Source organism: Pseudomonas sp. PB101 (assembly GCF_009764265.1).
Lineage (GTDB): Bacteria > Pseudomonadota > Gammaproteobacteria > Pseudomonadales > Pseudomonadaceae > Aquipseudomonas.
In genome coordinates this window covers 129,003-154,726 of the sequence record NZ_RWIR01000060.1, presented here as the reverse complement: position 1 = coordinate 154,726, position 25,724 = coordinate 129,003, and the positions used below count along the sequence as shown (strand labels likewise).

Here is a 25,724-nt window from a genome sequence, read left to right as displayed (position 1 = left end):
TTAGCGAAAGGTTGGGACGTTAGAGTCGGCCCACGGATGGTTTCGACTGCCGACCATCGAATCGTAGTTTGAAAACGTGCCTTGACATGTAACTACCGAAAAACGCCTCGAAGCGTTTTCGCCAATAAGAACAATAAACGAGGTATCGCACCATGCTGTCCATACAGCTTCAGGCTTGCCCGCCCCGCCCTTTCTCTCGCTCCCCGATGTTTACGCTTGCCAGCGCCGAAGCCGGCTGCTCGTCGTTCAGTCCGTACGGATTCGAACGCGCCAGCACCGTGCGAAATCGTCGCACCTGAATCATCCCGAAAAACAAAAACTCCAATGGAGACAAAAATGAGCCGTTCAATGCGCCGTTTCGCCCTCGCCGCCAGCTGTGTGCTGTTCGCCGGCCAACTCATGGCCGAGCCAAAACGCCCGGAATGCATCGCCCCGGCCTCGCCCGGCGGTGGTTTCGACCTGACCTGCAAACTGGCGCAAAGCGCGCTGGTCAACGAAAAGCTGCTGACCAAACCGATGCGCGTGACCTACATGCCCGGGGGCGTCGGCGCGGTGGCGTACAACGCGGTGGTCGCCCAGCGTCCGGCCGATGCCGGTACGTTGGTGGCCTGGTCCAGTGGTTCGTTGCTGAACCTGGCCCAGGGCAAGTTCGGTCGTTTCGATGAAACCAACGTGCGCTGGTTGGCCGCGGTTGGCACCAGCTACGGCGCCATCGCCGTGAAGAGCGATTCGCCCTACAAGACCCTCGACGACCTCGTTCAGGCATTGAAGAAAGATCCGAGCAAAGTGGTGATCGGCTCCGGCGGTACCGTCGGCAGCCAGGACTGGATGCAGACCGCGCTGATCGCCAAGGCCGCCGGGATCAACCCGCGTGATCTGCGCTACGTGGCCCTCGAAGGCGGTGGTGAAATTGCCACCGCCCTGCTCGGCGGTCATATCCAGGTCGGCAGCACCGACATCTCCGACTCCATGCCGCACATCCAGAGCGGCGACATGCGCCTGCTGGCGGTGTTCTCCGACAAGCGTCTGGACGAGCCGGAAATGAAGGACATTCCGACCGCTCGCGAACAAGGCTACGACATCGTCTGGCCGGTGGTGCGCGGCTTCTACCTCGGGCCGAAAGTCAGCGATGAAGACTACGCCTGGTGGAAAGACTCCTTCGACAAACTGTTGGCCTCGCCCGAGTTCGCCAAGCTGCGCGATCAGCGTGAACTGTTCCCGTTCGCCATGACCGGCCCGGAACTGGACACCTACGTGAAGAAGCAGGTTGCGGACTACAAAGTGCTGGCCAAAGAGTTCGGCCTGATCCAGTGATCGTCTCTGTCTAGCGGCTGCGACTCCGTTCGGCGGAGTCGCGGCACAGGAGTTCCTCATGCTCTTACAACGCATTTTTGCTTCGGTGCTGTTGCTGGTCTGTCTCGGCCTGGCACTGATGGCGTGGCCGTATCAAGCGGCTTTTTCCTACGAACCGGTGGGGCCTCGGGCCTTTCCATTGCTGATGCTCGGCCTGATGGGTTCGGCCCTGCTGTACATGGTGTTTCGCCCCGCGCCAATCAAACACAGCGATGACGAGCCGCCACTGGACCGCGAAACCCTGACCAAAATCGGCATCTGCGTCGCACTGTTGCTGGTGTTCGCCGGCACTTTCGAGCCCCTGGGCTTCATCGTCGCCAGCATCATCATCGGTGTACCGATGGCGCGCCTGTATGGCGGCCGCTGGGTACCCAGCATCGTGATCATCAGCCTGATGGCCGTCGGCCTCTACCTGCTGTTCGACAAGTTGATGGACGTGCCGCTGCCACTTGGCGTGCTCGACGTTCTGGAGAACTGATATGGATACTCTTGGCTATTTGGGTCAGGGTTTCGGCGTCGCGCTGAGCCCGTACAACCTGGTGACCGCGTTGTGCGGCACCCTGATCGGCACCGTCGTCGGCCTGTTGCCGGGCCTGGGCCCGATCAACGGCGTGGCACTGTTGATCCCGATCGCATTCGCCCTCGGCCTGCCACCGGAGTCGGCACTGATCCTGCTGGCGGCGGTGTACCTGGGTTGCGAATACGGCGGCCGGATCAGCTCGATCCTGCTGAACATCCCGGGCGAAGCGTCCACCGTGATGACCACCCTCGACGGTTACCCGATGGCCCGCAAAGGCCTGGCCGGTGTAGCGCTGTCGCTGTCGGCATGGAGCTCGTTCATCGGTGCCTTTATCGCCACTTGCGGCATGGTGCTGTTCGCCCCGCTGCTGGCGAAATGGGCGATTGCCTTCGGCCCGGCGGAATACTTCGTACTGATGGTCTTTGCGATTGTCTGCCTCGGCGGCATGGCCGGTGATCGTCCGCTGAAGACGTTCATCGCGGCGCTGATCGGCCTGTTCCTGTCGACCGTAGGCATCGACGCCAACAGCGGTGTGTATCGCTTCACCGGGGACAACATCCACCTGACTGACGGCATCCAGTTCGTCGTGCTGGTGCTGGGCCTGTTCTCCATCAGCGAAATCCTCCTGCTGCTGGAAAAAACCCACCACGGCCAGGAAGCGGTGAAAGCCACCGGCCGCATGATGTTCAACTTCAAGGAAGCGGCCTCGGTGTTCGTGGTGAACATCCGTTGCGGCGTACTGGGCTTCATCATGGGCGTGTTGCCGGGTGCCGGTGCGACCCTGGCCAGTGCCGTGGCCTACATGACCGAAAAACGCATGGCGGGTGCCAAGGGTACTTTCGGCCAGGGCGACATGCGCGGCCTCGCGGCGCCGGAAACCGCCATCGGTGGTGCGGCCTGCGGTGCGCTGGTGCCGATGCTGACCCTCGGCGTTCCAGGTTCGGGTACCACGGCGGTGATGATTGGCGCCCTGTCGCTGTACAACATCACCCCGGGCCCACTGCTGTTCCAACAGCAACCGGACATCGTCTGGGGCCTGATCGCCTCGTTGTTCATCGCCAACGTGATGCTGGTGATCCTTAACATTCCGATGATCCGCATCTTCACCCGTATCCTCGCCGTGCCGAACTGGGCGCTGGTGCCGGTGATCGCGATCATTACCGGGATTGGTGTCTACGCGGTGCACGCGACAACGTTCGACCTGTTCCTGATGATCGGCATCGGCATCTTCGGTTATATCCTGCGCAAGCTGGACTTCCCGCTGTCACCGGTATTGCTGGGCTTCATCCTGGGAGGATTGATGGAACAAAACCTGCGCCGCGCCCTGTCGATTTCCAACGGTGCGCTGGAAATCCTCTGGTCGAGCCCGATCACCTTCGGTTGCTGGGTCCTGACGGCGATCATGCTGCTGATGCCGCTGATCCGCATCTGGCGCAAACGTTCGGCCGCGCAACGCGCTATCGCCGATGTCTGATCGGGTCCCCTTCAAAAACTGGTGGGGAACTCCGCTGGTCGGCCTGCTGGGCGGTTACCTCGCCAGCCAGGTCGGCTGGCCTTTGCCGTGGATGGTCGGCTCGTTGTTGGCGATCATCCTCGTACGCTGCCTGACACCCTGGCAATTGGCGGAAATCCCTGGCGGCCGCAAGTGCGGCCAGTGGATCGTCGGCATCGGTATCGGCCTGCATTTCACGCCAGTGGTGATGGAGCAGGTGCTGAGTCATTTCGGCCTGATCTTCTTCGGTGCGTTGGTCACCAGCCTGTCGGCGGTGGTCGGCGTATGGCTGATGCGCCGCACCGGTGAAGATCGCGCCACCGCTTTTTTCTCGAGCATGCCCGGCGGTTCCGGGGAGATGGTCAACCTCGGCGCGCGTAATGGCGCGGTGCTCAGCCGTGTCGCGGCGGGACAGAGTTTGCGGGTGTTGGTGGTGGTGCTGTGCGTGCCGGCGGCCTTCAAGTATCTGCTGGGTGACGGCGCGCCGATTTCCCACGCGGGCAGCATCGATTGGCGCTGGCTCGCGGTGCTGTTTCCTGCTGGCGCATTGGCCGCCTGGATCTGGGAACGCCTGCGTCAACCCAACCCCTGGCTGTTCGGCCCGCTGCTGGTCAGCGCGGCAGTCAGCATCGGCTGGGACCTGCACATCGGCTTGCCCAACGGCGGCAGCCAGATCGGCCAGTGGCTGATCGGCAGCGGGTTGGGCTGTCACTTCAATCGGCAGTTTTTCCGGCGTGCGCCATCGTTCATGGGGCGGACCCTGATCGGTACGGTGCTGACCATGTTGATCGCCACGGCGGCGGCATTGGGCTTGAGTGCGCTGACCCATCTGGACCTGCGTTCACTGACTTTGGGCATGATGCCCGGCGGGATTGCCGAGATGAGCCTGACGGCGGAGACCCTGCAACTGTCGGTACCGCTGGTGACGGCGATGCAGGTGATGCGGCTGTTGTTTGTGCTGTTTCTGGCGGAGCCGTTGTTCAAGTACTGGAACCGTAATCCGGATTCAGTCTGAAAAAACCGCTTTGCGCCCATCGCGGGCAAGCCCGCTCCCACAGGGTTCTGAGTTGCACACAAAATGTGTGTACGACACCAGTCACTGTGGGAGCGGGCTTGCCCGCGATGGGCGTGACTCGGTCCACTCGCTCAAACCGGTGGCAACCGCCACTCGATCGGCGTCTCGCCATTCTGTTCCAGAAACTTGTTGGTCCGGCCGAAGTGCCCGCAACCGAGGAAGCCGCGATAGGCCGACAGCGGTGACGGGTGCACCGAGGTCAACACCAGGTGCTTTGTGGCATCGATCAGCTTCTGCTTGCTCTGCGCATGCGCGCCCCACAGCATGAACACCAGGTGCGGCTGCTGCTGGCTGACCACTTCAATGACCCGATCGGTGAAAAACTGCCAGCCTTTGTCCTTGTGTGCATTGGCGTTGGCGCGCTCGACGGTCATGGTGGTGTTGAGCATCAGCACGCCCTGATCGGCCCAGCTCTGCAGGTAGCCATGGTTGGGAATGTCGATGTTCAGGTCGCGCTTGAGCTCTTTGTAGATGTTCACCAGCGAAGGTGGCGCCGGCACGCCGGGTTGCACCGAGAAGCACAAGCCATGGGCCTGGCCCGGGCCGTGATAAGGATCCTGGCCGAGGATCACCACTTTGACCTTGTCCAGCGGCGTGGAATTGAGCGCGTTGAAGATCATCGGCCCCGGCGGATAGATCTCCTTGCCGGCCGCCCGTTCCTGTTGCAGAAAGTTTCGCAACTCTGTCATGTAGGGCTGGTCGAATTCGGCACGCAAGGCCTCCTTCCAGCTCGGTTCGAGTTTGATACGGTCGTCAGCAGTCATGGTTACATCCGGCAAAAACAATGGGGCGAACCCTAGGAAAGCGCATCACGCTTGTCAATTGATCTGACGCAGATCCGGCACTTTCCCACACAGCGATCATACTTAACCTTCAAATTTCCGATCGAGGTCACGATGAATCTGCACTTCGAAGAGCTCACCGGCACCGACGGCGCACGCATCGGTGTCGCCAGCCTGGATGCCGAAAAAACCCTGAACGCCCTGTCCCTGCCGATGATCAACGCCCTGCGCGACCGCATGGACGCCTGGGCCAAGGACCCGCAAATCGTCTGCGTCCTGTTGCGCGGCAACGGCGCCAAGGCCTTTTGCGCCGGCGGCGAAGTGCGCAGCCTGGTGGAAGCCTGTCGCGACCATCCGGGTGAAGTGCCGCCCCTGGCTGCACAGTTTTTCGCGGCGGAATATCGCCTGGACTTCAAACTGCACACCTACCCCAAACCGTTGATCTGTTGGGGACACGGTTATGTGCTTGGCGGTGGCATGGGCTTGTTGCAAGGCGCGGGCATCCGCATCGTCACGCCGAGCAGCCGGTTGGCCATGCCCGAGATCAGCATCGGCCTGTACCCGGACGTTGGCGCCAGTTGGTTCCTGTCGCGCCTGCCGGGCAAGCTCGGGTTGTTCCTGGGCCTGACCGGCGCGCACATGAACGGCCGCGATGCCATCGACCTGGACCTGGCCGATCGTTTTCTGCTCGATGAGCAGCAGCCGGATTTGATCGAAGGTCTGTTGCAATTGAACTGGCAGGAACAGACACCGATGCAGCTCAACAGCCTGCTCAAGGCCTTGCAGCAGGAAGCCGTGGCGCAGATGCCCGAAGCCCAGTGGCTGCCACGTCGTCGGCAGATCGACGAGTTGCTGGATGTCAGCGATGTGCGTTGCGCCTGGAAGGCCATCAGTGCCCTGCGCGATCACAGCGATCCGTTGCTCGGCCGCGCGGCCAGGACCATGAGTGAAGGCGCGCCGCTGACCGCTCGTCTGGTATGGGAACAGATCATCCGGGCGCGGCACCTGTCGCTGTCCGAAGTCTTCCAGATGGAATACACCCTGAGCCTCAATTGCTGTCGTCATCCGGAGTTCAGCGAAGGCGTGCGTGCCCGGTTGATCGACAAGGATCAGAAGCCGCACTGGCACTGGCCGGACATCAACAACGTACCGGATGCGGTGGTAGAGGCGCATTTCCACAAGGCTTGGGAAGGTCGGCATCCGCTGGCGGATTTGTCCGGGTATTGAAGTCCGGACATAAAAAAGTGGGAGCAAGCTTGCTCCCACAGGTTTTTGGATTTGACCGAGTGATCAGCGGTGATTACCCCGTCCGTTGTGATCACCGCGATTGCCACGATTACCGCGTCCGTCCTGACCGCGATAGTCGTTGTTCCAGCCCCCGCGGTTACGGCCGTCCCAGCCATGGTTCTGATGCGCGCGGTAGTCGCCCCGCGAAGACTGATGGTAACGAGGGGCCGACTGGTAATAGCGCGGGGACGGTTGATAGATCCTCGGCTGCGAGTAATAGCGCGGAGTCGGCTGGTAATACCGCGCTGGCGGTGCGTAATACCGAGGCGGCGGCGTGTAGTAGCCACCACCATTGGAATAATAGGAACTGCCCCCTGCGTAATACGAGGGCGCCGGCGAGGTATAGACCTCGGAACTGTAGTAACTGCCTCCTTCATCGTAATAAGGCACGCATCCACCCAGTGACAAGCTCAATACAGCAAGCAGAAGAATTCGCCGCAGGTTTTTTTGACAGAGCATGGCGGCCTCCTGGACCGCGGGTGAGCCACACCAGCGACGCTGGCAGGCGACAGTCAAATATTCGGTGACTGTCGAAAGATCAGACATCGAATTCGGAATCTGGTGCGCCCATGAAACAAGTAGAAACATCTACCCGATGAAAGGTTTTTCATCTATTCGAACGCTGATCAACGGTGACCACCGTGATGCCCACCGCCGTGACCGCCGCCGTGACCGCCGTAATACCCGTGGCCACGGTAGTAACCATGCCCACCGTAATAATAGGAACGATAACCACCGTAATAACGTGGGCCGTAGTAACCGTAGTAATAAGGCGAGTAGTAACCGGGGTAGTAATAAGATCCCCCGTAGACGTCGGCAGGACCGTCGTAGTAGTAGCAGCCAGACAACCCGAAACCGAGCACTGCACCCAACAACAATCGACGTAACATGGCGGCCTCCGTAAAGACCAGTGACAGCAGTCGGCACAGACCGGCTGACATCTGTTTTGACTGGTAAACCTGCACCAAGTGCTATGCCGCGCCCACCTTCGGATCAGTGGCGAATACGTTCCAATGCGGTGCACCTGCGCACCATCACAAGGCAGCCTGCCCTCCTGATCAATCCCGCTGACCACCCAGTTGCCCACGCTAGAGCGCTCGCGCCGACTTGGCACGCCTCTCGCTTTAACAACCCCGTGCAGGAGTCACTACAGGTTCGCGGCACCACAATTTGAAAATGGCCGACTAGGGTTCCGGCTCGCTATCGCGAGTGGCTGGTCCGAGAGTTGGCGACCTCCAGTTGAGGTTACACGGCGGGACAAAAGCCCGGGAGACAAGCCACCGCTAGCGGTGCCGCTGCCTTCCTGTCCGTCCCTGATCAACTGGAGAACCACCATGTCCCAGCTTCGTTTACCCGCCCTGCTTGCCGCTGCTTTCGCAGCCCTCGTAAGCATCTCGTCCCAGGCCGCCCAGAAAGACCACTTCAGCGTGTGCTGGACCATCTACGCCGGCTGGATGCCGTGGGAATACGCCGGCAGCCAGGGCATCGTCGACAAATGGGCGAAGAAGTACGGCATCAAGATCGATGTGGTGCAGCTCAATGACTATGTCGAATCGATCAATCAGTACACCGCCGGCCAGTTCGATGGCTGCACCATGACCAACATGGACGCGCTGACCATCCCGGCCGCCGGCGGCGTCGACAGCACGGCGCTGATCGTCAGCGATTTCTCCAACGGCAACGACGGCATCGTGCTCAAGGGCGAAGGCAAGAAAGTTGCCGACCTCAAGGGCATGGACGTCAACCTGGTGGAGCTCTCGGTGTCCCATTACCTGCTGGCCCGGGCGCTGGACTCGGTGGACCTCACCGAGAAAGACCTGAAAGTGGTCAACACCTCCGACGCCGATATCTCGGCTGCCTTCAACACCGAACAGGTCAACGCCGTCACGACCTGGAACCCGATGCTCTCGGACATCAAGGCCAAGCCTGCGGTGACCGAGGTGTTCAACTCCAGCCAGATCCCCGGCGAGATCATGGACATGATGGTGGTCAACAGCGCCACCCTCAAAGACAACCCGGCCCTGGGCAAAGCGCTGACCGGCGCCTGGTTTGAAGTGGTCGAGTTGATGAACGCGAAAAACGCCGCCAGCCAAGCCGCACTCGAACACATGGCCAAGGCCTCTGGCACTGACCTGGCAGGTTTCCAGGCGCAACTGGACACCACCAAATTGTTCGCCTCCCCGAAAGAAGCCCTGGCGTTCAGTACCAGCAAGCAACTGCCGGAAACCATGCGCAAGGTCGCCGAATTCTCCTTCCAGCATGGCTTGCTGGGTGAAGGCGCCAAGGACACCAGCGCGGTCGGCATGGCCTTCGCCAATGGCGTGACCAGCGGCGACAAGGGCAACCTCAAGTTGCGCTTCGACCCGAGCTACGTGCAGATGGCCGCCGACGCCAAGTTGTAAGAAGAGGACTTGGCCATGCGCCTGATCAACCGTCACCCGGATCGCCCGAGTCGCCTGCTGCTGGTGATCCTGCCGTTCGCCCTGGTGCTGTTTGCCTACTTGATGGGCTCGGCCGAGCGACTGGCGGATAACCCCAACGACAAGCTCCTGCCCAGCGCCGTGCAGATGAGCGATGCGGTCAAACGCCTGGCCTTTGTCGCCGACAGCCGCACCGGCGAATACCTGCTCTGGCAAGACAGCGCCTCCAGTCTGCGCCGCCTGGCCATCGGCCTGGGCATCAGCGCACTGGCGGGGCTTTGCCTGGGTATCGCCGCCGGCACCCTGCCGTTGTTCGGCGCGCCGTTGTCGCCCTTGCTGACGGTGCTGTCGATGGTGCCGCCGCTGGCGATCCTGCCGATCCTGTTCATCGTTTTCGGTTTGGGCGAGTTATCGAAGGTGATGCTGATCGTGATCGGCATCACCCCGGCGCTGGCCCGGGATCTTGAACAGCGCGCCCGGGAGATTCCCGTGGAACTGCTGATCAAGGCCCAGACCCTCGGCGCGTCCACCTGGACACTGATGCTGCGGGTGGTGCTGCCGCAATTGCTTCCGCGCCTGTTGATTTCGCTGCGGCTGATGCTCGGCTCGGCGTGGCTGTTCCTGATCGCCGCCGAAGCCATCGCGTCCACCGATGGCCTTGGCTACCGGATCTTCCTGGTGCGCCGCTACCTGGCGATGGACGTGATCCTGCCGTACGTGGTGTGGATCACCCTGCTCGCCTGGCTGATGGATTGGGGCCTGAAGCGCCTGACCCAAGGTGCGTTCCCTTGGTACGAAGGAGCACGGGCATGAGCTTCATCACGGTAAAAAACGTCTGGCAGCAATACGCCAACCAGGTGGTGCTCGAAGGCCTGAACCTGAACGTCAACGAGGGTGAGTTCTGCACGCTTGTCGGTGCATCCGGTTGCGGCAAATCGACCTTCCTGCGCCTGCTGCTCGGCCAGGAACGCGCCAGTCGCGGCGAGATCCTGCTCGACGGCCAGCCCCTGGCCGGTGAGCCGGATGCCAGCCGTGGCGTGGTGTTCCAGCGCTACTCGGTGTTCCCGCACCTGAGCGTGCTGGACAACGTTGCCCTGGGTCTCGAACTGCCGCGCTCGCCCTTGCTCGGGCGCCTGTTCGGCAGGGCCAAAAAAGACGCCCGCGAACAGGCCTCGATGCTGCTGCACAAGGTCGGCCTCGGTCACTCGCTGGACAAGTACCCGGCGCAGCTCTCCGGCGGCATGCAGCAACGCCTGGCCATCGCCCAGGCGCTGATCATGAAGCCGCGGGTGTTGCTGCTCGACGAACCGTTCGGCGCCCTCGATCCGGGCATCCGCAAAGACATGCACGCCTTGCTGCTGGAGCTGTGGCGCGAGACGCAATTGACGGTGTTCATGGTCACCCATGACCTGTCCGAAGGCTTCAGCCTCGGCACGCGGCTGCTGGTGTTCGACAAGGTCCGCCTCGACCCGCACGCCCCCGGCGCCTATGGCGCGCGCATCACCTACGACATCCCTTTGAACAGCGACCGCCGCGCCACCCGTGCCGCCGTCGACGCCTTGCCGGTGCAACTGGCGGGCACGCTTCGTATCGCTTAGAGGAATTTTGCAAATGACAGATTCGACCCGACTGTTCCCGCCCTTCGCCGAAGAAACGCTCCCCGGCGGCGGCCATCGTTCCTTCGTGTTGAAGCGCGGCCAACTGCTGCGCCTGACCGACATTCGCGGCGGCGCCAACGTCAGCCTGACGCTGCTCAACGCCAATGAAAAAACCGAGCGCCTGAACCTGCCCGACAGCCTCAAGTGCCAACACACCGCCAAGCTCACCACCGGCCACTGCCTGTACTCGGACATGGGCCGCGTGCTGGCCGCCATCACCGCCGACACCTGCGGCTGGAGCGATAGCCTGGGCGGCGTGCTCTGCGCTGAAGAGGTGGCAGAAAAATACGGCGCCGGCCGCTACCAGGAACTGCGCAACGGCTTCTTCCGCAACGGTACCGACAACCTGTTGGTGGAGCTGGGCAAGTGGGGCCTGGGTCTGTCCGACCTGCTGATGACACTCAACCTGTTCAGCCGTGTGAACGTCGACGACGCCGGTCGCTTCCACTTCGTCGAAGGCAATTCAAGGGCCGGTGACTACATCGAGTTGTACGCACCGATGGACACGCTGGTGGTGCTCACCGCCCTGCAACACCCGATGGACCCGGCGCCCGAGTACGCACCAAAACCCTTGAAGCTGAGCTGGATGAACGCCGACGCCAGCGTCGCCGAACACTGCCGCACCTCGCGCCCGGAAAACGAGCGCGGCTTCATCAACACCGACCGTCTGTTCGCCTGAGGATCGCTGCCATGTCACTCGCCATCGCCACTGCACCACAGTTGCCTGAAACAGCGGTCTACCGCGCCACCATCCCCGCCGGCGAACCCTGGCTGATGGAGGTCAGGGCCGGCCAGACCCTGCGCATCCTCGACCTGGAAGGCAATCAGGCCGTCGATACGCTGTTCTACAGCGTCGCCAATCCCAAGGAGCGCTACGACGTACAGCGCACCCTGCGCCGGCAGAACAGCGTGTACCTGAGCACCGGCAGCGTACTGTATTCCAACCTCGGCAAGCCGATGCTGACCATCGTCGCCGACACCTGCGGGCGCCACGACACCCTCGGCGGCGCCTGCGCGCAAGAGAGCAACACCGTGCGCTACGCCCTGGAAAAACGCTACATGCACAGCTGCCGCGACAACTACCTGCGCGCCTGCGCTCACGACGGCCGCCTGGGCAAAGGCGACATCGGGCCGAACATCAACTTCTTCATGAACGTACCGGTCACCGCAGACGGCGGGCTGACTTTCGAAGACGGCATCTCGGCACCGGGCAAGTACGTCGACCTGCGCGCCGAGATGGACGTGATCGTGCTGATCTCCAACTGCCCGCAACTGAACAACCCGTGCAACGCCTACAACCCGACCCCTGCGGAGCTGCTGGTATGGAACTGAAATTCCCGAGATTGCGCCGCTGGTTGTTTGCCTTGTGCCAGGCCCGTTCAGGCCAGTGCCTCAAACCGTCCAAGCACCACTAAACCCTGTGGGAGCGGGCTTGCCCGCGATGGCGGTGTATCAGACAACCGCAATGTTGAATGTCCTGGCCTCATCGCTGGCAAGCCAGCTCCCACAGGGTTCGATGGCGATCTGAAGAGAACTGATTCTGCCGTCGGGGACGACCCCGGCGCTCATCGAAAAACTGCGGGACGGCCCGCATCCCCATCAGGGGTTATGCCATGTTCGAAAAAGTCCTGATTGCCAACCGTGGCGCCATTGCCTGCCGCATCCTGCGCACCCTGCGCGACCTGCAAGTGCAGGGTGTTGCCGTGTATTCCGAAGCCGATGCCGCCAGCCTGCACATCCTGCAGGCCGACGAGGCCCACAGCCTCGGCGAGGGCGCAGCCGCCGGCACGTACCTGGCGGTCGATAAAATCCTCGCCATCGCCAAATCCACCGGCGCCACGGCGATCCATCCCGGCTACGGCTTTCTCTCGGAAAACGCCGCGTTCGCCGAAGCCTGCGAGGCCGCCGACATCGCCTTCATCGGCCCGACGCCCGAGCAACTGCGGGTGTTCGGCCTCAAGCACACCGCGCGCGCCCTGGCCAAACAACACGGCGTGCCGATGCTCGAAGGCACCGAACTGCTCGACAGCCTCGACGCCGCGCTGCTGGCCGGTGAACAGGTCGGCTACCCGGTGATGCTCAAGAGCACCGCCGGCGGTGGCGGCATCGGCATGCGCGTGTGCCGCAGCGCGGCCGAGTTGAGCGAATCCTTCGAAGCGGTCAAGCGCCTGGGCCAGAACAATTTCAGCGACGCCGGGGTGTTCATCGAGAAGTACATCCAGCGCGCCCGGCACCTGGAAGTGCAGGTGTTCGGCGACGGTCGCGGCGAGGTAATCGCCCTCGGCGTGCGCGACTGCTCGGTGCAGCGCCGCAACCAGAAAGTCCTCGAGGAAACCCCGGCGCCGAACCTCCCCGCCGGCATGGCCGATGAGCTATGTGCGGCGGCGATCAAACTGGCCAAAGCGGTGAACTACCGCAGTGCCGGCACCGTGGAGTTCGTGTTCGACAGCGACGCCCGGCGCTCCTATTTCCTTGAGGTAAACACCCGTTTGCAGGTGGAGCATGGCGTTACCGAACAGGTGTGGGGTGTGGATCTGGTGCGCTGGATGGTGCAACTGGCGGCCGGTGACCTGCCGCCGCTGGGCGATCTCGCGAAGGGTCTGAAACCGCAGGGTCATGCGATTCAGGCGCGGTTGTATGCCGAAGATCCGGGTCGCGATTTCCAGCCGAGCCCCGGTTTGCTCACTGCGGTGAAATTCCCCGCCGCCGATGGCAAGCAATTGCGCATCGACACCTGGGTCGAGGCTGGCTGCGAGATCCCGCCCTACTTCGACCCGATGATCGCCAAGGTCATCAGCTGGGCGCCGACTCGTGAAGAGGCCACTGCCGATCTGCATCAGGCGCTGGGTGACAGCCTGCTCTACGGCGTGGAAACCAACCGCGACTACCTGCGCCAGATTCTGCTCGACGCACCCTTCGCCAGCGGCCAGCCGTGGACCCGTTGCCTGGAAGGCCTGGTCTATCAGGCCACTACGTTCGAGGTGCTCAGTGCCGGCACCCAGACCAGCGTCCAGGACTATCCCGGGCGCCTCGGTTACTGGGCGGTCGGCGTGCCGCCCTCGGGGCCGATGGACAGTCGCGCGCTGCGCCTGGGCAACCGTTTGCTGGGCAATGACGAAGGCGCGGCGGCGCTGGAAATCACCATGAGCGGGCCATTGCTGCGCTTCAATTGCGACGCGGTGGTGGCGGTGACCGGGGCGGTGATTCCATTACTGCTCAACGGTGAAGCCGTGCCGATGAACACTGCGCTGATGATTGCCGCAGGCGCCACCTTGAGCCTCGGCACCATTGCCGGCGCTGGCGCGCGCAGCTACCTGTGCCTGCGTGGCGGCCTGCAGGTTCCGGACTATCTGGGCAGCAAAAGCACCTTCACCCTGGGGCAGTTTGGTGGGCACGGCGGCCGCGCCTTGCGCGCCGGTGACGTGTTGCACCTGCCAGCGCTGAATGACCGCAGCGCCGGTCAGCGACTGGCGCAAGAGCAGCTCACCGAGCTCCCTGCGGTTCGGCAGATCCGTGTGATCTACGGCCCCCACGGTGCGCCGGAATACTTCACGGAAAACTACATCGGCACCTTCTTCGCCACCCAGTGGGAAGTGCATTTCAACTCCAGCCGCACGGGCGTACGCCTGATCGGGCCGAAGCCGCAATGGGTGCGCGCCGACGGCGGCGAGGCCGGGCTGCATCCGTCGAACATCCACGACAATCCGTATGCGATCGGTGCGGTGGATTTTACCGGCGACATGCCGGTGATCCTCGGCCCGGATGGCCCAAGCCTCGGCGGGTTCGTGTGCCCGGTGACGGTGATCGAGGCGGATCTTTGGCAGCTGGGGCAGCTCAAGGCCGGGGACAAGGTGCAGTTCCTGCCCGTCAATCTCCAGACCGCCCGCGACCTCGCCTGCAACTGGGGTACCTGTGGGAGCTGGCTTGCCAGCGATGGGGCCCGACCAGACACCGAATCAACTTCATCGCTGGCAAGCCAGCTCCCACAGGGTCTTATGTCGCCTGTTGTTTTGGAGTTGGGTCAGGGAGACACGAAACTGGTGGCGAGACTCTCCGGCGACACCCACCTGCTGCTGGAAATCGGCGCCCCGGAACTCGACCTGGTCCTGCGCTTTCGCGCCCACGCCCTCATGCAGGCGCTGGAAGGCAAACACCTGCACGGCGTGATCGACCTGACGCCGGGCATCCGCTCTCTGCAAGTGCACTACCAACCCGAACAACTGCCGCTGTCCGACCTGCTCGGCATCGTCGCCGGCGAATGGGACGCCGTGTGCGCCGCCAAGGACCTGCAGGTGCCCTCGCGCATTGTCCACCTGCCGCTGTCCTGGGACGACCCGGCCTGTCAGCTGGCCATCGAGAAATACATGACCACCGTGCGCAAGGACGCCCCATGGTGCCCGAGCAACCTGGAGTTCATCCGCCGCATCAACGACCTGCCGAACCTCGATGAAGTGCAACGCACGGTGTTCGACGCCAGTTACCTGGTGATGGGGCTGGGCGACGTCTACCTCGGCGCGCCGGTCGCCACCCCGCTCGACCCCCGTCATCGCCTGGTCACCACCAAGTACAACCCGGCGCGCACCTGGACCGCCGAGAATTCGGTGGGCATCGGTGGCGCCTACATGTGCGTCTACGGCATGGAAGGCCCCGGCGGTTATCAGTTCGTCGGGCGCACGCTGCAGATGTGGAACCGCTACCGCGAGGTCGCCGCGTTCGATGGCAAACCGTGGTTGCTGCGTTTTTTCGACCAGATCCGTTTCTACCCGGTCAGCGCCGATGAACTGCTGCGCATCCGCCGGGATTTCCCCCTCGGGCGCTTCGACCTGAACATCGAACACAGTCAGTTGAACCTGGCGGATTACCAGGCGTTCCTGGCCCGGGAAGCCGAATCCATCGGCGCTTTTCGTGCGCAGCAACAAGGGGCGTTCAACGCTGAACGCGAGCGCTGGATCGCCAGTGGCCAGGCGCATTTCGACAGCGAAGAACCGGCCCTGGAGGCGGGCGAAGAGGCACCGTTGGCCAGCGGTCAACAAAGCGTCGACAGCCACATCGCCGGTAACCTCTGGCAGGTCCAGGTCGAGGCTGGCAGCCGCGTCGAGGCCGGTGATGTGCTGGTGATCCTGGAGTCGATGAAGATGGAAATCCCCCTGCTCGCGCCAATGGCCGGCGTGGTCCGCGAGATTCGCGTGCAACCCGGTTCGCCGGTGCGTGCCGGACAGCGCGTCGTGGTGCTGGAACTCGACTGAACCCAATTTGAAAAGGACTCACGCCATGAACATCGATCTGCAACTCGACGCCCTGCGCAGCGCCTACCGCGACGGCAGCCTCACGCCTCGGCAATTGCTGCCGAAGCTGCGGGACAAAGCCGCCGCGCTGAACCCGGACTATCACCTGTTCATCCACTTGCTCAGCGCCAAAGAGCTGGAACCCTACCTCGCCGCCCTCGACGGTCGCGACATTGACAGCCTGCCGCTGTACGGCGTGCCGTTCGCGATCAAGGACAACATCGACCTTGCGGGCATCCCGACCACGGCGGCGTGCCCGGCCTTTGCCTACGTGCCGCAGCGTTCGGCGACCATCGTCGAACAACTGCTGGCCCTGGGTGCGATTCCGCTGGGCAAGACCAACCTCGACCAGTTCGCCACCGGCCTCAACGGCAGCCGCTCACCCTATGGCGCGTGCCCCAACAGCGTGTTGCCGGAGTATCCGTCGGGCGGTTCCAGCGCCGGTTCTTCGCTGGCGGTGGCGCTCGGTGTGGCGAGTTTTTCCCTGGGCACCGACACCGCCGGTTCAGGACGCGTGCCGGCGGCGTTGAACAATCTGGTCGGCCTGAAAGCCACCAAGGGCCTGATTTCCACGGCCGGCGTGGTACCGGCCTGTCGCACGCTCGATTGCGTCACCACCTTCACCGCCACGGCGCGGGAGGCCAGTCAGTTGCTGGCGCTCACCGCACGCCTCGACCCACGGGACGAATACAGCCGCAGCAACCCGTTGTGGAACGACGGCTCGGCGTTCGGTACACCGCGCCCGTTCCGGTTCGGCGTACCGCGTGCGCAGGACCTGCAATTCTTCGGCTGCCCTGAAGGCCCGCTGTTGTTCGGTGATGCCGTCGACCACCTCAAGGCATTGGGCGGCGAAGCGGTGGAACTGGATTTGTCGCCGTTTCTCGAGGCCGCACGCTTGCTCTATGAAGGCCCCTGGGTGGCCGAGCGCTACAGCGTGGCCGGCGAGTTGCTGGCGCAAAACCCCGAGGCCGTGTTGCCGGTGATTCGCGCCGTATTGGCCAAGGCGCCTTCCGTCGACGGCGTACAAACCTTCCGCGCCCAATACCGCCTGCAAGCGCTCAAGGCCCTGTGCGACAACGCGCTGGAAGGCCTCGATTGCGTGGTCACGCCAACCATCGGCCGCCCGGTGACGCTGGCGCAGCTCAAGGCCGAACCGGTGCTGCGCAATTCGGAACTGGGCTACTACACCAACTTCATGAACCTGCTCGACTACGCGGCCGTCGCCGTGCCCAGCGCCTTCATGGACAACGGCCTGCCATGGGGCGTGACGCTGTTTGGCCGGGCCTTTACCGATCAGTATCTGTTGAGCGTGGCGGATGCCTTGCAGCGTCAGCGAGACCTCGCCGCGCCAGCACCGGCGACGGTGGCACGGCATGATCGGGCGCGGCTAGTGGTCTGCGGCGCGCATCTGGACGGCCTGGCGCTGAACTGGCAACTCAAGCAGCGCGGCGCCCGCTTGCTGGAATCGACCTTCAGCTCGCCGGACTATCAACTCTACGCCCTGGCCGGCGGCCCGCCGTTTCGTCCGGGCATGGTCCGCGTCAAGGATGGCGGCGTGGCGATTGCGCTGGAAGTCTGGGAGTTGCCCAGCCGTGAACTGGGCTCGTTCCTCACCGGGATACCGGCACCGCTGGGGTTGGGCAAGGTGCAACTGGCGGACGGTCGCTGGGAGAGCGGGTTTATCTGCGAGGCGTATGGGCTGGAAGGGGCGGTGAATATCAGTCATTTGGGCGGATGGCGTGAGTACCTGAAAAACCTGCGGTGATCTCTCGAATCGCTGGCAAGCCAGCTCCTACAAGTTCCGTGTTGTCCCTGTAGGAGCTGGCTTGCCAGCGATGGCGTCAGCCCAGGCACCGCCATACCTGATACCTACCGATATACCCTACGAATCCAGCAGTTATTTCCTCGCAGTGCCATTAGAATGCGACCATCGGATGACTGCCAATGGAACTGCCATGCCGCTTCGCTCGCCGCTGTACTCTCAACGTTCGTTGGTGCTCACGCTGGTCGCATTGCTGGGCGCAGGCTTTCTCGCCACCTCCTTTCTCAGTTACTACGCCTCCCGGGCCTCGATCCGCGACAACATCGTCAACACCGAACTGCCGCTGACGTCGGACACGGTCTACTCGGAAATCCAGAAAGACCTGGTCAGGCCGATCCTGATTTCCTCGATGATGGCCCGCGACACCTTCATGCGCGACTGGGTGGTCAACGGTGAAAAGGATTCCGACCAGATGACCCGTTACCTCAACGAGGTCATGACCCACTACGGCGCCTACACCGCGTTCTTCGTCTCCAACACCAGCCTGACCTACTACCACGCCAAGGGTGTGCTCAAGCAGGTCAAGGCCACCGAACCCCGTGACGCCTGGTATTTCCGCGTGCGCGACATGCAGGATCCGTACGAGATCAACGTCGACCCGGACCTCGCCAACAAGGACAACCTGACCTTCTTCATCAACTACAAGGTCTACGACTACAACAGCCGGTTCATCGGCGCGGCCGGGGTCGGCCTGACCGTCGACGCCGTGATCAAGCTGATCGACAAGTACCAGCAGCGTTATCAGCGCAGCGTTTATTTCGTCGACAACTTCGGACGCCTGGTGCTCACCGGCGCCGAAGGAGGTCCGCAGGGCGCGCACATCGGGCAGAAGCTCGGTGAGCTCGACAGCATGAAAGAGTTGATCAACCAACTGCCCAAACCCCACAGCGGCAGCTACGAATACTCCGTGCAAGGCCAGGGACATTTCCTCAACGTGCGGTTTATCCCCGAGCTGAACTGGTACCTGTTCGTCGACAAACGCGAAGACAGCGCCCTGGGCGAAATCCGCCAGTCGCTGTACCTCAACCTGTTGATCTGCCTGTTGGTCACGCTGATCGTGCTGGCGCTGCTCAACCGGGTGATCAAACGTTTCCAGGACAAGATCCAGACCCAGGCCATCCTCGACAGCCTGACCGAACTGCCCAACCGCCGCGGCTTCGACCTGCTCGCTGCACAGGCCATGCACGAAGCCCAGCGCGAACCACAACCGCTGACCGCCCTGCTGCTGGACCTCGACCACTTCAAGGTGCTGAACGACACCTACGGCCATCTGGCCGGCGACCAGGTGCTGATCGGTTTCGCCCGGGATCTGGAAAGTTGCCTGCGGCACTCCGACATAGTCTGCCGCTGGGGCGGTGAAGAGTTCATCGTGCTGCTCAAGGACACCGACGGCAAGACGGGCCTGATGATCGCCGAGAAAATTCGCCAGCACGTCGAACAGCAGCGCTACGCCTACAACGGCCAGGCCTTGCAGGTGACCGTCAGCATCGGCCTCACCACCCTGCAGCCCGATGACACCTTGCACAGCCTGCTGTCGCGGGCGGATCATGCGATGTACCGGGCCAAGCAAAGTGGCCGTAACCGAACCTGCGTGGAAATGTCTCACTCCGTCCATGAACCCGCCTGACCTCTGCCCCGCCTGCGGCGCGCCCAACGACTGCACCCTGGCCGACCCGCGAACCGCCGACCGCGCCTGCTGGTGCTTCGGCGTCAGCATCGACCCGGCCGTGCTCCAGGCGCTGCCGGTGGAACTGCGCAACGCCTCCTGCCTGTGCCCGCGCTGCGCCGAGGTCGAAGCGCAGTTGCAAGCAGCGGCCGAATCGATCAAGTAAGATGCGCGGCCCTTTCTTCACAGATCCGTAAGTCATGCGTGTCGACCGATTCCTCAGCAACCTGCCGTGCTTCAACCGCAAGCAGGTGCGCCTGTTGCTGGTGGAAAAACGCGTCAGGGTTGACGGACAGATCGTCAGCGACCCGCACAGCGAAGTCCGTGAATTCAGCCGCGTCGAAGTCGACAACGAGGTGCTGCAAGCCGGCAAACCCCTGCGCCATTTCATGCTGCACAAGCCCGCCGGATGCGTCAGCGCCACGCAAGACCCGCAGCACCCGACCGTGCTCGATCTGATCCATGAGCCGAACAAGGACGAACTGCACATCGCCGGACGCCTGGACTTCAACACCACCGGCCTGATGTTGATCACCAACGACGGCAGCTGGTCGCGACGCCTGACCCAACCGCAGACCAAGCTGCCCAAGGTCTATTACGTCGAAACCGAGCAGGACATCGGCCCTGAATACGCGATCAAGTTCAGCGAAGGCCTGTACTTCGCCTTCGAAGACCTCACCACGCAACCGGCCGGGCTAGAGCTGCTCGGGCCGAAATGCGCGCGCCTGAGCATCGTCGAAGGCCGCTATCACCAGGTCAAGCGCATGTTCGGCCACTTCAACAACAAGGTGATGCGCCTGCACCGCGAACGCATGGGACCGCTGGTGCTCGACGACGCGTTGAAACCGGGCGAATACCGCCCGCTGACCGATGATGAGATCGGATTGATCTAAGCCACCGACCGCTCAGCAGAAGTTGTCGAACAATTTACCAAAGGCACTTGCGCGATGACCTGAGCCCTGCTTGAATCAGGACGTCGGCCGAAATGTGACCGACGAGTCATTTCATACTTCTAAGAAACTTTTTGCCGGTAGGAGCCCAAGGGTTCCGGCCTCATCCGGCAGACTGCCCGCCAATAACAATACCCGTCGACCGGACTGCAATGGATCGACATGGGCCTCTCAAATTCCAGGCGTATGCCTACCTGTCACAAAGCTCGTGCAATCTCATTTGCGCGCATACCCGCTTGCCAGGAGTCTTATGACATGAGGCCAGAAATCGCTGTGCTGGATATACAGGGGCAGTATCGGGTCTACACGGAGTTCTATCGCGCAGACGCCGCAGAGAAGACCATTATCCTGGTCAACGGCTCGATGGCCACGACTGCGTCGTTTGCACAAACCGTGAAAAACCTCCATCCGCAGTTCAACGTCGTCTGCTACGACCAGCCCTATGCGGGCCGGTCAAAAGCCCACAACCTGCATGAAAAAATGCTCACCAAGGAAATCGAAGGGCAGATCCTGCTGGAGCTGATCGACCACTTCGCCGCCGAACACGTGCTGTCGTTTTCCTGGGGCGGCGCGGCGACCATGGTCGCGTTGTCGCAACGGCCACGGCGCATCGAAAAAGCCGTGATCAGTTCGTTCTCCCCGGAAATCAACTCGCACATGCTCGATTATCTCGAGCGCGGCGTCGATTACCTCGGCAGCCGGGACGGTGACCGGGTAGGCAACCTGGTGAACAGCACCATCGGCAAGCACCTGCCAACGTTGTTCAAACGCTTCAATTATCGGCACGTCAGTTCCCTGGCCGAGCATGAATACGGGCAGATGCACTTCCACATCAACGACTTGCTGCAAAGCGATCGCCAGTGCTTTTTCAAGGCCGCGCAGAAAATCAACGTACCGGTGTTGTTCATGAACGGCGAATGGGACGAATACACCGCCGCCGAAGGCGCCCGGTTGTTCGCCAATCACGTGCAGCACGCCACCTTCACTACCTTGCAGGCCACCGGGCACTTTCTCGACATGGAACACAAAGCCGCTTGCCGGGACAGCCGCAATGCACTGATGGGCTTCCTGAAACCGGCACCGCATGAAAGCCGACCGCGTTACCACTACGTCCAGGACCACCATGCATTGTCCATCTGAAACAGCATCATCGCGAGCAAGCCCCGCCCTGCCGGATTGAACATATTCCGCAGGCGCGAGGCTTGCCCGCGATCGACCGTCTTGCCGTGCCCGTTTTTCAGTTACATCAGAGCTAAACCCGCCCCACGCAAAGAAAAACTTCAAATCGCCGGCCGTATCTGGTACAAAGTCAGCGCTCTGAGCGGGTGTCGTATAATGGCATTACTCCAGCTTCCCAAGCTGATAACGAGGGTTCGATTCCCTTCACCCGCTCCAATCGAATTTTGATCTCACGTCAGGGTGATTTTGACGGGGGATGCAGAGACAGAAAAAACCGGCCTTGATGGCCGGTTTTTTTGTGGGCGGGATTTGGGTTAGCGTCTTCAAGCCCTGAAAATTAGCGTTTTAGCGCAAGATCCAGGTTTTGTTAACGTTTTTCTTGTCCCGATAACGGATTTCCTCAACGACATCAGAGATTGCAACTCTCCAAAACTCAGACTAATATCTCCCAAAACGGGAGGATGTGCAGTGCGTGTGATTGCAAAAGGAACATTGCGGGAGTTCTGGGAAAGTAGCCCGGCTTATGCTGACTCTGAAACACCACTGGTTGAATGGTATCGGCACATGGAAAAAGCCGTTTATGGCACGCCGCAAGAGGTTAAAGCGGAGCTGAGAACGGCTAGCATCCTTAAGGGCGGCAGGGTTGTATTCAACATCGGTGGCAACAAATACCGGGTAATCATGGCAATCGACTATCAGCGCCAGCTAAGTTTCATACGATTCGTTGGCACCCACGCCCAGTACGATCAGATCAACGCGGAGACCGTGTGATGGACATTAAACCTATTCGCAATCAAGAAGACCTGACTGCTGCATTTGCACGGGTGGAACAATTGTGGGGAGCTGAAATGGGTTCTCCTGAGGGCGATGAGCTGGAAATTCTGGCGCTGCTCATCGAAAAGTACGAAGACGAGCATTACCCGATGCCGCCCTCCGATCCGATTGAGGCAATTAAATTTCGCATGGACCAGCAAGGCCTGACCCCTCGCGATCTGGAACCCTTCATTGGTACGAGCGGAAGGGTATCTGAGGTGCTGAACCGCAAACGTAAGTTGAGCCTGTCGATGATCAAGCGCCTGCACGACGGGTTGCGGATTCCTTACGAAAGCTTGCTGGCGGGTGTTGCCTGATGGCGTAGATCTCCCTCCAGATTTCAGCCTCTCCGAGGATATCTCGGAGCACTTTTGATCATGCTCAGCTGCTTTTTCGGTGGCTGTGCGTGGGAGACCTTAGGGTCTGCCGGTTTTACCATGGTCCGGTTCGCCAACCCGCGTACAGCTACCACCCTATTGTTTGGCGACAATTGAGTGGTGCGTTCTCCTCCAACATGGTGATCACTCATGAATGAATACATGGCTTTAACCAGCAACGCCGACGACCTCCCCTCCCTCTTCGTCAACACCACCCAACCCCTGCACTCCCTGCTCAGCACGGCCAGCTACAGGATTCGCGCCGTGACGCAGCTTCTTGAAAACCTGGCGATGCGCGGTGATCTGAGCTCTGACACCGTTGTGCTCAGCGACTTTGCGTTGCTGTGCTGTGTGCCCCTGCGTGACGGATGTGATGTTCTGGATGTGATCGCGCGCCGCATGGATGCAGAACCGTCCTGAAGCCATATCGGCAAAAACGCGCCAATCACGAAATAGCACAGGCAATTGTGGCGAGGGCGCTTGCTCCCGCTGGGTTGCGAAGCAGCCCCCGCTCTTCGGCTTAAAAGCAGGGACTGCTGCGCAGTCCGACGGGAGCAAGCTCCCTCGCCACAGGTTGCCAATAGCCATGGAGCAAAAAGCGGCATAAACACCGTAACCGGTGTCCGGGATTACTTGACCAGTTCAGCTTGCCGGCGATGAACTCAAGTGCGCCGCGTTTATCCGGATCACACGCGTTATCGTTGACGACCATTCGCTGGCAAGCCAGCTCCTACAAGAGCCCGCGTGGCCTCCACCTGTAGGAGCCGGCTTGCCGGCGATGGACTCAAGTGCGCCGCGTTTATCCGGTTTGCACGCGTTATCGTTGACGACCATCGCGAGCAGGCTCGCTCCTACAAGAGATCGCATCAGCGGGTCGCGACGATAAACAGTCGCGGGAACGGCAGCAGCACCGAACCATCGGCCAAGGCCGGATACGCCTGCTCGATAGCCGCCTGATATTGCTTCAGGTACTGCGCCCGTTCCGCCTCGTCCAGCGGATCGAGAAACGGCCGCAAACCGCTGCCCTTGAACCACTCAACCACGCCAGACGCACCGCCCGCTAGCGGATGGTGGTAAGTGGTACGCCATACGTCGACGCGGGTGCAGCAGGCTTTCAAGATCGAGTAGTAACCGCTGGCACTGTCCATTTCCGTGCGCTGCCCGGCAACGCCTGCCAGTTTGCCGGCCCATGGGCCATCAGCGGCGACTTCACGCATCAAGCGATGCGAGTGTTCATTCAGATTATCGGGCATCTGGACGGCGAGACTGCCTCCGACCGCAAGTTTGCTCACCAGCGACGGCAACAACACCGCGTGATCAGGCAGCCACTGCAACACCGCATTGGCGAATATCACGTCGAACGGGCCGTTGTCGTTCCAGGTGTCGATACCGGCGATGTCGAACTGCACCTGCGGCAAGCGCTTGCGCGCGGCGTCGATCATGTCACTCGAGCTGTCCAGGCCACGCACCGTGGCGCCGGCAAAACGCTCGACCAGCAACTGCGTGGAGTTCCCCGGGCCGCAACCGATATCGATGGCCGAACGCACGTCCCCGGCGGGGATGGCCGCCAGCAGGTCACGGGCGGGACGGGTGCGTTCATCTTCAAAAGCGACGTACTGTTTGGCAGACCAACTCATTGCGTTCTCCTGTCGGTGTGTTGTCCTCGGGTCGCTACGATACCTCGGCCAGCGCCATCAATGGTTTCAGAAAACCACCCTTTCAATCACATCGAATTTTCATCCCACCGTCGCTGTCACAAATTCAGGCGCCCTCCCAATAAGGAACACGGTCATGAAATTCGCCAAAATCGCGCAGAAACTCGCCCTCTGGACCGGTAGCCCCAAGACGTTCCTGGGGGCGATCACCCTGATTTTTCTGTGGGGGCTGAGCGGGCCGATTTTCCATTTCAACGATACGTGGCAGCTGATCATCAACACCTCGACCACCATCATCACGTTCCTGATGGTGTTCCTGATCCAGAACACGCAAAACCGTGACACGGACATTTTGCATCTGAAGGTCGATGAGTTGCTGCGGGTGACGAAAGAGGCGCAGAACGCGATGCTCGGGCTTGAAGCGCTGGACCTCAAGGAGCTGGAGAACCTGAGAAAGCACTACCGCAGCCTTGGCGAAGGCCTGACCATTGACCTGGACGGCACCGTCGTCCAGGAAAAAGGCCAGCAAAACCTGAATAACTGCTGATGATCAACTTCTGGCTTGCAGGGCCTTGGCCATCTGCAGATGATTTTGCAGCTTTGGCAGGGTTTCTTCGGCGAACGCCTTGATTTGCGGCACGTCGGTGGTTTGAGCGACCTGCTGCAACTGATCGATGGCTTGCTGCGTGGTCTTCACTTGACTGGCCGCGTAGGCCTCATCGAAGGTCGCCCCATCCATGACTTGTGGCATCAGGGTCTTGGCTTTTTCGACAATCTCTTCACGCGGCGCTACCGGCAAATCCAGTTGTCTGGCGATTTTCGCCAGGTGCTGGTTCGCGGTGGTGCGGTCGTTGATGACGACGATGGTGTAATCCTTGACCTCTTTGGACTCGGATTTCTGGTGTGCCAGGCGACTGGCCTCGATGTCGGCCATGCCTTGGGCCGAAGCATCGTCAATGAATTCGGCGGGGGACTGGGCAAGGACGTTGCCGGCAAACAGGCCCAACAACGTGGCAAAACTGATGTTGCATAATCGGGTGGCCATCCGTTTCATGGTCGCGCCCTCCTTTTTCAAATTCAAACGGGAGCTTTCGCCCCCGCTTCTCAATCAAAACCACCTGCATCCATTACTTGGATTTCTGTCCGGGCTTGCGGCCCATATCGGGTTTCGCAGGCTCTTTATCGACAGTCGTTGTGGTGGTTTTCCCACCCTTGCGACCGGCTTCAGTGGCCTTGGTTCGATCGTTGGCGAAATTTCCCGAGTTCGAGTTTCTTGAATTAGGCATGATTCTCTTCCTCTTGGTGATGAGCGCGGCGAGCTTGCGCCCACATAGAATCAGAATTTGCGCGCTGCAAAAGGTTTAGAAAATTGCTTGGACAGCACGACGAA

At 61.4% G+C, this 25,724-nt stretch carries 26 protein-coding genes, 1 tRNA gene and 1 riboswitch; of the genes, 21 read left to right on the top strand and 6 right to left on the bottom strand.

Features of this window, described 5'->3' with window-relative positions:
* The first annotated feature begins 336 nt into the window (after positions 1 to 336).
* Genes EI969_RS18910 through EI969_RS18895 form a run of 4 tightly spaced genes read left to right on the top strand, consistent with a single transcriptional unit; the run spans position 337 to position 4,380 of the window.
* The gene (locus EI969_RS18910; protein ID WP_150727537.1) at positions 337 to 1,314 is read left to right on the top strand and encodes a tripartite tricarboxylate transporter substrate binding protein; all 978 of its coding nucleotides are present in this window, start codon (positions 337 to 339) and stop codon (positions 1,312 to 1,314) included.
* 58 nt (positions 1,315 to 1,372) lie between these two features.
* A complete protein-coding gene (locus EI969_RS18905) occupies positions 1,373 to 1,831 on the top strand; it encodes a tripartite tricarboxylate transporter TctB family protein (protein WP_160389132.1) in 459 nt (152 codons plus the stop codon).
* Between the two features lies 1 nt (position 1,832).
* Positions 1,833 to 3,347, top strand: coding sequence for a tripartite tricarboxylate transporter permease (locus EI969_RS18900; RefSeq protein WP_075947502.1), 1,515 nt, complete (start codon positions 1,833 to 1,835; stop codon positions 3,345 to 3,347).
* Positions 3,340 to 4,380, top strand: coding sequence for an AbrB family transcriptional regulator (locus tag EI969_RS18895; RefSeq protein WP_160389131.1), 1,041 nt, complete (start codon positions 3,340 to 3,342; stop codon positions 4,378 to 4,380). Before EI969_RS18900 ends, EI969_RS18895 begins: the two co-directional genes overlap by 8 nt.
* Positions 4,381 to 4,511: 131 nt before the next feature.
* On the opposite strand, the gene ung is transcribed toward EI969_RS18895, so the two are convergent.
* The gene (gene ung / locus EI969_RS18890) at positions 4,512 to 5,204 is read right to left on the bottom strand and encodes a uracil-DNA glycosylase (protein WP_103394563.1); all 693 of its coding nucleotides are present in this window, start codon (positions 5,202 to 5,204) and stop codon (positions 4,512 to 4,514) included.
* Between the two features lie 132 nt (positions 5,205 to 5,336).
* On the opposite strand from ung, the gene EI969_RS18885 reads away from it, so the two are divergent.
* Positions 5,337 to 6,449 (top strand): enoyl-CoA hydratase/isomerase family protein, encoded by a 1,113-nt coding sequence (locus tag EI969_RS18885; protein WP_160389130.1) that lies wholly within the window; start codon positions 5,337 to 5,339, stop codon positions 6,447 to 6,449.
* Positions 6,450 to 6,512: 63 nt separating this feature from the next.
* Here EI969_RS18885 and EI969_RS18880 read toward each other — a convergent pair whose 3' ends face one another.
* Positions 6,513 to 6,968, bottom strand: a complete 456-nt coding sequence (locus EI969_RS18880; protein WP_160389129.1) for a hypothetical protein — start codon at positions 6,966 to 6,968, stop codon at positions 6,513 to 6,515.
* Between the two features lie 167 nt (positions 6,969 to 7,135).
* Positions 7,136 to 7,399 (bottom strand): hypothetical protein, encoded by a 264-nt coding sequence (locus EI969_RS18875; protein ID WP_160389128.1) that lies wholly within the window; start codon positions 7,397 to 7,399, stop codon positions 7,136 to 7,138.
* A 283-nt stretch (positions 7,400 to 7,682) separates the two neighbouring features.
* A riboswitch (guanidine-I (ykkC/yxkD leader) is annotated at positions 7,683 to 7,783 on the top strand.
* 60 nt (positions 7,784 to 7,843) lie between these two features.
* Between EI969_RS18875 and EI969_RS18870 the strand changes: the two genes are divergently transcribed.
* From EI969_RS18870 to EI969_RS18800, 15 genes are all read left to right on the top strand, one after another.
* Positions 7,844 to 8,911 carry a putative urea ABC transporter substrate-binding protein gene (locus tag EI969_RS18870; protein ID WP_160389127.1) on the top strand — a complete coding sequence of 356 codons (1,068 nt, stop codon included), beginning with the start codon at positions 7,844 to 7,846 and terminating at the stop codon, positions 8,909 to 8,911.
* Between the two features lie 15 nt (positions 8,912 to 8,926).
* Positions 8,927 to 9,742 carry an ABC transporter permease gene (locus tag EI969_RS18865; protein WP_160389126.1) on the top strand — a complete coding sequence of 272 codons (816 nt, stop codon included), beginning with the start codon at positions 8,927 to 8,929 and terminating at the stop codon, positions 9,740 to 9,742.
* On the top strand, positions 9,739 to 10,527 hold the full coding sequence (locus tag EI969_RS18860) for an ABC transporter ATP-binding protein (protein ID WP_160389125.1): 789 nt from the start codon (positions 9,739 to 9,741) through the stop codon (positions 10,525 to 10,527). The genes EI969_RS18865 and EI969_RS18860 overlap by 4 nt, the downstream gene beginning before the upstream one ends.
* 13 nt (positions 10,528 to 10,540) lie before the next feature.
* Positions 10,541 to 11,266, top strand: a complete 726-nt coding sequence (locus EI969_RS18855) for an urea amidolyase associated protein UAAP1 (RefSeq protein ID WP_160389124.1) — start codon at positions 10,541 to 10,543, stop codon at positions 11,264 to 11,266.
* Positions 11,267 to 11,277: 11 nt separating this feature from the next.
* Positions 11,278 to 11,919: an urea amidolyase associated protein UAAP2 gene (locus EI969_RS18850; protein WP_160389123.1), complete on the top strand. Its 642-nt coding sequence runs from the start codon at positions 11,278 to 11,280 to the stop codon at positions 11,917 to 11,919.
* Between the two features lie 281 nt (positions 11,920 to 12,200).
* Positions 12,201 to 15,833 carry an urea carboxylase gene (gene uca / locus EI969_RS18845; RefSeq protein ID WP_160389122.1) on the top strand — a complete coding sequence of 1,211 codons (3,633 nt, stop codon included), beginning with the start codon at positions 12,201 to 12,203 and terminating at the stop codon, positions 15,831 to 15,833.
* 25 nt (positions 15,834 to 15,858) lie between these two features.
* On the top strand, positions 15,859 to 17,637 hold the full coding sequence (gene atzF, locus EI969_RS18840; RefSeq protein ID WP_160389121.1) for an allophanate hydrolase: 1,779 nt from the start codon (positions 15,859 to 15,861) through the stop codon (positions 17,635 to 17,637).
* A gap of 190 nt (positions 17,638 to 17,827) precedes the next feature.
* Positions 17,828 to 19,321 (top strand): sensor domain-containing diguanylate cyclase, encoded by a 1,494-nt coding sequence (locus EI969_RS18835; RefSeq protein WP_160389120.1) that lies wholly within the window; start codon positions 17,828 to 17,830, stop codon positions 19,319 to 19,321.
* Complete coding sequence (locus EI969_RS18830; RefSeq protein ID WP_110662853.1) at positions 19,308 to 19,526, top strand: cysteine-rich CWC family protein; 219 nt, start codon at positions 19,308 to 19,310, stop codon at positions 19,524 to 19,526. The genes EI969_RS18835 and EI969_RS18830 overlap by 14 nt, the downstream gene beginning before the upstream one ends.
* Before the next feature lie 34 nt (positions 19,527 to 19,560).
* Complete coding sequence (locus EI969_RS18825; protein ID WP_160389119.1) at positions 19,561 to 20,253, top strand: pseudouridine synthase; 693 nt, start codon at positions 19,561 to 19,563, stop codon at positions 20,251 to 20,253.
* Positions 20,254 to 20,565: 312 nt separating this feature from the next.
* Positions 20,566 to 21,450, top strand: coding sequence for an alpha/beta fold hydrolase (locus tag EI969_RS18820; protein ID WP_160389118.1), 885 nt, complete (start codon positions 20,566 to 20,568; stop codon positions 21,448 to 21,450).
* A gap of 181 nt (positions 21,451 to 21,631) precedes the next feature.
* Positions 21,632 to 21,705 (top strand) — tRNA-Gly (locus tag EI969_RS18815).
* 252 nt (positions 21,706 to 21,957) lie between these two features.
* Positions 21,958 to 22,260 carry a type II toxin-antitoxin system HigB family toxin gene (locus EI969_RS18810; protein WP_160389117.1) on the top strand — a complete coding sequence of 101 codons (303 nt, stop codon included), beginning with the start codon at positions 21,958 to 21,960 and terminating at the stop codon, positions 22,258 to 22,260.
* Positions 22,260 to 22,619 carry a type II toxin-antitoxin system HigA family antitoxin gene (locus EI969_RS18805; RefSeq protein ID WP_160389116.1) on the top strand — a complete coding sequence of 120 codons (360 nt, stop codon included), beginning with the start codon at positions 22,260 to 22,262 and terminating at the stop codon, positions 22,617 to 22,619. The genes EI969_RS18810 and EI969_RS18805 overlap by 1 nt, the downstream gene beginning before the upstream one ends.
* A gap of 210 nt (positions 22,620 to 22,829) precedes the next feature.
* The gene (locus EI969_RS18800; protein WP_160389115.1) at positions 22,830 to 23,099 is read left to right on the top strand and encodes a short-chain dehydrogenase; all 270 of its coding nucleotides are present in this window, start codon (positions 22,830 to 22,832) and stop codon (positions 23,097 to 23,099) included.
* 446 nt (positions 23,100 to 23,545) lie between these two features.
* Here the strand turns inward: EI969_RS18800 and tam are convergent, their stop codons facing one another.
* Positions 23,546 to 24,316 carry a trans-aconitate 2-methyltransferase gene (tam, locus tag EI969_RS18795; protein WP_160389114.1) on the bottom strand — a complete coding sequence of 257 codons (771 nt, stop codon included), beginning with the start codon at positions 24,314 to 24,316 and terminating at the stop codon, positions 23,546 to 23,548.
* A gap of 154 nt (positions 24,317 to 24,470) precedes the next feature.
* On the opposite strand from tam, the gene EI969_RS18790 reads away from it, so the two are divergent.
* Positions 24,471 to 24,881, top strand: a complete 411-nt coding sequence (locus EI969_RS18790; RefSeq protein WP_160389113.1) for a low affinity iron permease family protein — start codon at positions 24,471 to 24,473, stop codon at positions 24,879 to 24,881.
* 3 nt (positions 24,882 to 24,884) lie between these two features.
* On the opposite strand, the gene EI969_RS18785 is transcribed toward EI969_RS18790, so the two are convergent.
* Together EI969_RS18785 and EI969_RS18780 are read right to left on the bottom strand one after the other, a co-directional pair.
* Complete coding sequence (locus EI969_RS18785; RefSeq protein WP_160389112.1) at positions 24,885 to 25,388, bottom strand: DUF4142 domain-containing protein; 504 nt, start codon at positions 25,386 to 25,388, stop codon at positions 24,885 to 24,887.
* A gap of 73 nt (positions 25,389 to 25,461) precedes the next feature.
* Positions 25,462 to 25,620: a KGG domain-containing protein gene (locus EI969_RS18780; protein WP_111280024.1), complete on the bottom strand. Its 159-nt coding sequence runs from the start codon at positions 25,618 to 25,620 to the stop codon at positions 25,462 to 25,464.
* Positions 25,621 to 25,724 lie beyond the last annotated feature (104 nt).